This window comes from Acinetobacter sp. S4400-12 (genome assembly GCF_024129495.1).
GTDB lineage: Bacteria > Pseudomonadota > Gammaproteobacteria > Pseudomonadales > Moraxellaceae > Acinetobacter > Acinetobacter lwoffii_C.
Genome location: NZ_JAMXYB010000057.1, coordinates 1 through 6,108 on the forward strand (window position 1 = coordinate 1; position 6,108 = coordinate 6,108).

6 protein-coding genes and 6 pseudogenes are annotated in these 6,108 nt (G+C 30.5%); 9 read left to right on the plus strand and 3 right to left on the minus strand.

The window, feature by feature from the left end; genetic code table 11:
* Nucleotides 1–130 (minus strand): annotated as a pseudogene (locus NI461_RS13560) (IS5/IS1182 family transposase); the annotation flags it as partial.
* 96 nt (nucleotides 131–226) lie between these two features.
* Here NI461_RS13560 and NI461_RS13565 point away from each other — a divergent pair.
* The 4 genes and pseudogenes from NI461_RS13565 to NI461_RS13580 all read left to right on the plus strand — a co-directional run.
* Nucleotides 227–601 carry a hypothetical protein gene (locus NI461_RS13565; RefSeq protein ID WP_151207560.1) on the plus strand — a complete coding sequence of 125 codons (375 nt, stop codon included), beginning with the start codon at nucleotides 227–229 and terminating at the stop codon, nucleotides 599–601.
* 18 nt (nucleotides 602–619) lie between these two features.
* Nucleotides 620–937: a toxin-antitoxin system YwqK family antitoxin gene (locus NI461_RS13570; RefSeq protein ID WP_151207562.1), complete on the plus strand. Its 318-nt coding sequence runs from the start codon at nucleotides 620–622 to the stop codon at nucleotides 935–937.
* Between the two features lie 10 nt (nucleotides 938–947).
* The gene (locus NI461_RS13575) at nucleotides 948–1,316 is read left to right on the plus strand and encodes a hypothetical protein (RefSeq protein WP_151207564.1); all 369 of its coding nucleotides are present in this window, start codon (nucleotides 948–950) and stop codon (nucleotides 1,314–1,316) included.
* Nucleotides 1,317–1,428: 112 nt separating this feature from the next.
* Nucleotides 1,429–1,922: pseudogene (locus NI461_RS13580) on the plus strand (IS5 family transposase); the annotation flags it as partial.
* Here the strand turns inward: NI461_RS13580 and NI461_RS13585 are convergent.
* Both NI461_RS13585 and NI461_RS13590 read right to left on the minus strand, forming a co-directional pair.
* Nucleotides 1,923–2,105: pseudogene (locus NI461_RS13585) on the minus strand (IS5/IS1182 family transposase); the annotation flags it as partial.
* 143 nt (nucleotides 2,106–2,248) lie between these two features.
* Nucleotides 2,249–2,768: pseudogene (locus NI461_RS13590) on the minus strand (IS5 family transposase); the annotation flags it as partial.
* Nucleotides 2,769–3,256: 488 nt separating this feature from the next.
* On the opposite strand from NI461_RS13590, the gene NI461_RS13595 reads away from it, so the two are divergent.
* From NI461_RS13595 to NI461_RS13610, 5 genes and pseudogenes are all read left to right on the plus strand, one after another.
* On the plus strand, nucleotides 3,257–3,511 hold the full coding sequence (locus NI461_RS13595; RefSeq protein WP_227548028.1) for a hypothetical protein: 255 nt from the start codon (nucleotides 3,257–3,259) through the stop codon (nucleotides 3,509–3,511).
* A gap of 626 nt (nucleotides 3,512–4,137) precedes the next feature.
* A pseudogene (locus tag NI461_RS13600) lies at nucleotides 4,138–4,901 on the plus strand (IS30 family transposase); the annotation flags it as partial.
* Between the two features lie 120 nt (nucleotides 4,902–5,021).
* Nucleotides 5,022–5,204, plus strand: a pseudogene (locus tag NI461_RS14335) (pyocin R, lytic enzyme); the annotation flags it as partial.
* Between the two features lie 245 nt (nucleotides 5,205–5,449).
* The gene (locus NI461_RS13605; RefSeq protein WP_153228194.1) at nucleotides 5,450–5,611 is read left to right on the plus strand and encodes a hypothetical protein; all 162 of its coding nucleotides are present in this window, start codon (nucleotides 5,450–5,452) and stop codon (nucleotides 5,609–5,611) included.
* The gene (locus tag NI461_RS13610) at nucleotides 5,608–6,000 is read left to right on the plus strand and encodes a hypothetical protein (protein ID WP_227548029.1); all 393 of its coding nucleotides are present in this window, start codon (nucleotides 5,608–5,610) and stop codon (nucleotides 5,998–6,000) included. The genes NI461_RS13605 and NI461_RS13610 overlap by 4 nt, the downstream gene beginning before the upstream one ends.
* The last annotated feature ends 108 nt before the right edge of the window (nucleotides 6,001–6,108 follow it).

Consider the following 6,108-nt stretch of genomic DNA (forward strand, 5'->3'; position numbering starts at 1 on the left):
GACCTGATTTCTTTTTGAGTGATTCAGCTTTTTCTAAGACCTCAACCATTTCAGTAAAAACTTGTCGAGGTACGCCAACCAAGCGTTTGAATTCAGAATCTGAAAAACGATTTAATTTTTGATATCTCATGAAATTTATATTGAGGCGGTTTTTACTTTCGCAAGAGATCTATTCTTTATTAGGTTTAAAATTAATTAATACAGGAAGTAGTACGAGGTAATATAAATGTTTAGTAGGGAAAAGAAAATATGTATTTTTTTGTCTTTTTTGATAATTACTGGTTGTGCAGAAAAAAAATTAAAAGTTAATGATATTAAAAAAAATCAAGTATATAGATTAACTTTAAGTGTTAATGATGGAATTATCATGTATATGAATGATGCTGAAGATGCTGGACAAATCCATGTAAATAAAGAAAATGCTAAATATTATAGAATACTAATAAGACAAAATAGTGATAAATTTCTAGTACAGGATTTTTATATATCAGGCATGAAGCAGACGGATCCTTATTGGCTTATTGATGGAAAAAAATATTATGTTTTTAATGAAAATCAAAAAAATAATTATTTTCCACGAGAAGGGAAAAGAGTAATTTAGTATGAATCTGGATATAAAATGGCATTAACTAATTATAAGAACTATAGAGAAGATGGGGTATGGAGGACATGGTACGAAAATGGTAAGTTAAAAGAAGAAATGACATATGTAAATGGTAATTTAGAGGAGGTTGTTAAAAAATGGAATGAAAAAGGAGAGTTATTGAGTGAATGTTCTTACAAGTTAGGAAAAGAAAGTGGAAGGTGCTATGAAAAATATACTATAAACCCTAAATTTTTTATATATGAAGGATATTATAAAAATGGAATTAAGATAGGGTTGTGGCGAGAGTGGGACTCAAAAGGAAATATTATAAAAGAACAAAGATTCAATTAAGGAATACATTGTGAAAATAGTAATATTAATAATATCTATTTTTTTTGTTTTACAATCAAATGTAAGAGCAGAGATAAAGAATAAAAAATATTTTAAATTTTTAGGAGAATTAAAAAATCAGGTTATTTATGATGAAAATAATAAAGCTATAGAATATGACTATATTAGTTTGGATCAAAAGATAGACTTATTCCTAGAAAGTGAGGATGAGTATATAGAGAATATTAATAAAGTTCAACTTAATTATTTAGATAAAAAAATTAAAATTAGTTATAATAAGAAGGTAGAGTTAATATGTAAAGATATTTATAGTGCAGATTCCATCTTTCATTATACAGAAGCGATTTGTATAGTTCATTCTATAAAATATAAGAATTAGGTTAAACTGAGTAGTTTTTTATGTTTATCACTCAGTCATTGATTTTGATATTAATAACGGCTTTGTTGCGCAAAGCTATTCTTAAAGGCTTCTTCAGCAATATAATTTCCAGATGAAGAAGCCTGCCCCTAAAATCTACAGTACAACTAATTGGTCCTCATATAACCAAGCTTTAATCAAGCGAGGAAATATTTCAATCTGGTTTGACCCTAGGATCCAATGGTATGCGCAACCACAAGGCAAGCACGGACGAAATCAAACTTATTCCGATACAGTGATTCAATGCTGTTTAATGATCAAATCTCTATTCCGTCTTTCTTTACGTATGGTGACAGGCTTTGCTCAAAGCCTGACTAAACTCTGTGGCTTAAATTGGACAGCACCAGATTACTCTACCCTCTGTAGACGACAAAAGTATATTGATATTGCGATAAGCTATCGGAAAAGTCGTGATGGGTTACCTTACGCAGTATGCTGCTCATTGTCGACTCTACGGGTTTAAAATTTTTAGGTGAAGACGAATGGAAGCGTAAGAGATATCATCCTGAATACCGTCGGCAATAGCGTAAACTGCATATTGGTATAAATGCTGAAACACTGCAAATATAAGTAATGGAGAGTTAATAATAACTGATCCTCTATATCTAAAGTATGAGGACGACCTGATTTCTTTTTGAGTGATTCTGCTTTTTCTACAACCTCTACCATTTCAGTAAAAACTTGTCGAGGTACGCCAACCAGGCGTTTGAATTCATAATCTGAAAAACGGTTTAATTTCTGATATCTGATGAAACTTATATTGAGGTGCTTTTTACTTTCGTAAGAGGTGTTTTGTTAAACTATTGATTTTGAGTGACTTTTATGTAAAAAAAGACTTAAGGAATAGATTTACCCTAAGCGACTCAGGTTTAAGTGACAACTTGGGTATGAGGTCAGCCTAATTCCGTAAATATATTTGATACGGCTACACGAGCATGAATCTCATTCACTTGGCTTTGAAAGTTCCTGGTACTGAGTTTATCTCCCAATACTTTGATGCAATGCATCTTGGCTTCTACCAAGCTTCGCCGGTGATACCCAGACCACTTTTTCCAAACTGTTCTTCCTAGGCATTTGACCGTTTTCAATAACTCATTTCGCTCTAAAGATCCCAGTTTTTTGTCTTTCCAGAGTTTCGCATTTTTTCTTAGGGGAATCACCGCATATGCCTGTCGATCTGAAATGACTTTTCTGCAGTATTTTGTGTCATAAGCCCTATCTGTATAGACCGAATCAATCTGCTCATCCAGCGGAATTTGATCAAGCCAATCCCCGAGCACCTGAATCACTAACATTGTTCGTAGTTAACTGTACAGCCCGTATTTGAAGGGTCTTAACATCTATGCTGATATGTAGTTTACTCCATTGACGACGATATTCAGGCTGATGTTTCTGTTCACTCTCACCTAAAAACTACTAGTCTAGCAAATATAAAAAGTGCTACTTTAGTATGGTTAGAAATGGAGGTAAAAAGAATCATTAAGGTATAAATTTAGCCGCTGAATCAAGTGCAAATATTTTTGCAGTATGTAGTGGAGTTATTGCTATTGCAATAGATAGTGGAAAGGCATATGGCAAAATTATAGTATTAGAAGTAAATATCGATGACTTGCCTGAAAAGCAAAAAACTTATGCATTAAATAATATTACAAAAAGCAATACAATTTACTTTTTTTACGCGCATTTATTTACTATAGATGTTGAAAAAGAAGATGTTGTTGATTCTAAGACAGTTTAGGTAAAACAGGTTCTACTGGAAATGCTGAGGGAATGATGACTATATCAAAATAGAGGGCATTTGTATTTTGATGTAAGCAATTCAGCATTGCTCGGTACAGGTTTATAGGGAAGATTTGATCCTATTCCTTTTTTGTAACCAAATTAATTTAGGCACTTAAAATATGAAAATAATTAAATCTATAGTAATAATTAGCAGTATTTTCTTTTCATTATCATGTCATGCAAAAAATATAGATTGGAATGATTATCAACAAATTGTTATCCAAATTAAAGAACCAGTTTTATTCCTAGATCAATTTGGTAGATTTTCTCAATTAAATAAAAATTTTAAATTGGGTTTAGTTGATTATGGGAATAAAAACAAAAAATATTCTGGGGGGAATATAGTCTTAAGAGTTATGGGGTTGAGGTTTTAAATAATCAAAAAGATTATATTTTATATCAAAGTACTGTACCTTTAAAATCAAATATAGATTTAAAATTACTTTATCAAGATCAAAAAATAGTGGCTTTTCGGATAAGAGAGTTTAGTGATGTAGATTATGTAAAAAGACCTTATAAAAAATTTATATCTAATTTTTTTATATATAATAAATTTTCAAATTTAGTCATTGAGGCTCCCTTAATAAATTCTTCTTCTGCTAATTTAGAAAGTGATTATGAGAGTATATTAGCTGGGGATAGTTTTTCATATATTAAAAAAGAAAAAAATATTTATATAATGTAAATATTATAGAAATTAATGGGAAAGTGAATATCTATAAATTGATTTTAGATTCAGATTTAGATTGTTTAGAGTCTACTTTAGGGTGTGAAAATATTATTTATAGAGATTTTCTTAAAAATAATTAGAAAGATTACTATATTAACCACGAATCGCGGATAGGAGGTTGACTTGAAAAATAAAAGGAATAGAGGCATCAGTTGTGTTACCACACTAAACCTTGAGTCCTAGCTCTAATGTTTAATAGTACCGAATTATTTTGTGTAATTGATGACTTTTTTCTTAAATTTGAAGTAACTTATTGAGAGTTTCTAAACCAAAGCCCTTCGCTATTTATATTCTCCTGAACAAATTTCTAAACGTTTAAAACAATTATCTGAGCCAAATGGTCACATGAGTATCCGCCATATAACGATTTATTCAACCCTTCGAGCTTTACCTAAAGGTGAACTGAAGAAAGACTTGCTCTCTTGTTTGAGACATGAAAATAAAAAAACGTAAGGCGAATGATGAAATTAAAAAAGATTCACTATTACAATAGATTAAGGCGATACATGAACGCCCACAGGAAGTGGAAGAAAGATACTTAGACATTGGGAAGTTGATTTAATTAAAGGCAAGGGCAATAAGAGTGCTATTGCCACCCTGATTGAACGTAATACTCGGCTTTGCATATTGGCAGTATTACCTGATGCAAAAGCAGAATCAGTACGTTTGGCATTAACGGAGGCTTTGAAATATCTTCCATGTGAATTACGCAAAACACTGACATATGACCGAGGTCGTGAAATGGCTGAGCATAAAACTTTAGAACAGGATTTAGGGATAGAAGTATATTTTGTGATTCGCATTTAGCATAGCAGAAAGGGATTTGTGAAAATATAAAGGATCTAATTCGTCAAGATTTATCTAAAGGCATTGACCTCAATCAAGCAGATCAGCATTATTTGAATCAAATGGCTATGTCACTCCATACAAGACCAAGACTTAGGAAGCCTTTAGATTGGTATACCTCGTTAGACAAATTTTCTCAATTGGTTGATTATAATCACTATTTTATTTATGTCGCACCTCGTGTTTAAATTCGTCATGTCTCGAAGAGGCCCATTTTATAGCTCATACTTTACATGAAATAACTCGTTATTTTCTAATGTAAGAGGGATTGAGGGGGGGAATCTGAAAGTGAAGTTTATGATGGTTATAAAGGGCAAGGCTTAATGCAAATAATATATAAAAAAAATTATGAGTTATATGGTTTAGCAGTTAATGAAAATTTCTTAAACCATCATAGGCATAGAATTGCTAAAGAAAAAAAGCATGCAGTAGGTTCGGCAATTTGGTATTGGCATCATTCTAGAGCCGGAAGTCTCACTCCTCATGATTAATAACAACTTATGTACTAATTAATGGTAGGAGTGGTTTTGGTGATAGGGAGAAATATTATAAAAAGCTGTAGCATATTTTTTTGGAAATGTAAAAATATAAATGATGAATTAATAATAGCTCTTAATAAATATGGAAATTTGAGAATAATTATATATACAATAATAAGATCGGTGAGTGCTTTAGGTGGGGGTTATGTAATGATCCTAATGGTTATAAAAAGAGGAGATCAAAGAATGCAAATGAAGTGAAAAAAGGATATATAAGGTTTTTAGAAATAATTAAAGATAAAGAGTTTCCTTTTGGCTTCAGAAAAGATAAAAATGGGAATAAAGTTGGTAGAGAAATATATAGTTATAATACAAAATCTGCAAAATTATTAGTTGAAAAGAGGGAAAAAGAATTATGATGAAAATTATATTTATATTTTTTTCTTTAGTGCTATGTTCAAATGCACAATCAAAAGAAAAATATTATTGTCTAAAAAGTAAGAATGATGTAATACTATTGGTTTCTAGTCAATATCCTGATATTAACTATATAAAATATTATCCATATTTTAAAAATATTAAAATATCAAAATCTGTAAAAGAAGAAAGTATTGATATAGGAGATGATGCTAAACCAGAAGTCTACAGAAAGATGAATGAAATAATAAATGGAAAAATAACAGGATATTATACTTTTATGTCTCAAGGTTATCTTTTATATAATGTTGAATATGTTAATATAAAGAACAAGAAAAAAACTATTTTTGAAAAAAATGATTTACAGGTGAAAGGATCAAATTGTATATAATTCTAATCCTGTTTAAATAGATCTCTTTCATAAATCAAAAAATGATCTTCTTTTTGGTTGATATTTGCACTCCAGATTTCTTGGCATTCGTGCATAATCTGCGGATGG

What these genes read in the sequence shown, in the direction of transcription:
- NI461_RS13565 (WP_151207560.1), top strand. Translation starts at nt 227, where the DNA reads ATGTTTAGTAGGGAAAAGAAAATATGTATTTTTTTGTCTTTTTTGATA.
- NI461_RS13570 (WP_151207562.1), top strand. Translation starts at nt 620, where the DNA reads ATGGCATTAACTAATTATAAGAACTATAGAGAAGATGGGGTATGGAGG.
- NI461_RS13595 (WP_227548028.1), top strand. Translation starts at nt 3,257, where the DNA reads ATGAAAATAATTAAATCTATAGTAATAATTAGCAGTATTTTCTTTTCA.
- NI461_RS13610 (WP_227548029.1), top strand. Translation starts at nt 5,608, where the DNA reads ATGATGAAAATTATATTTATATTTTTTTCTTTAGTGCTATGTTCAAAT.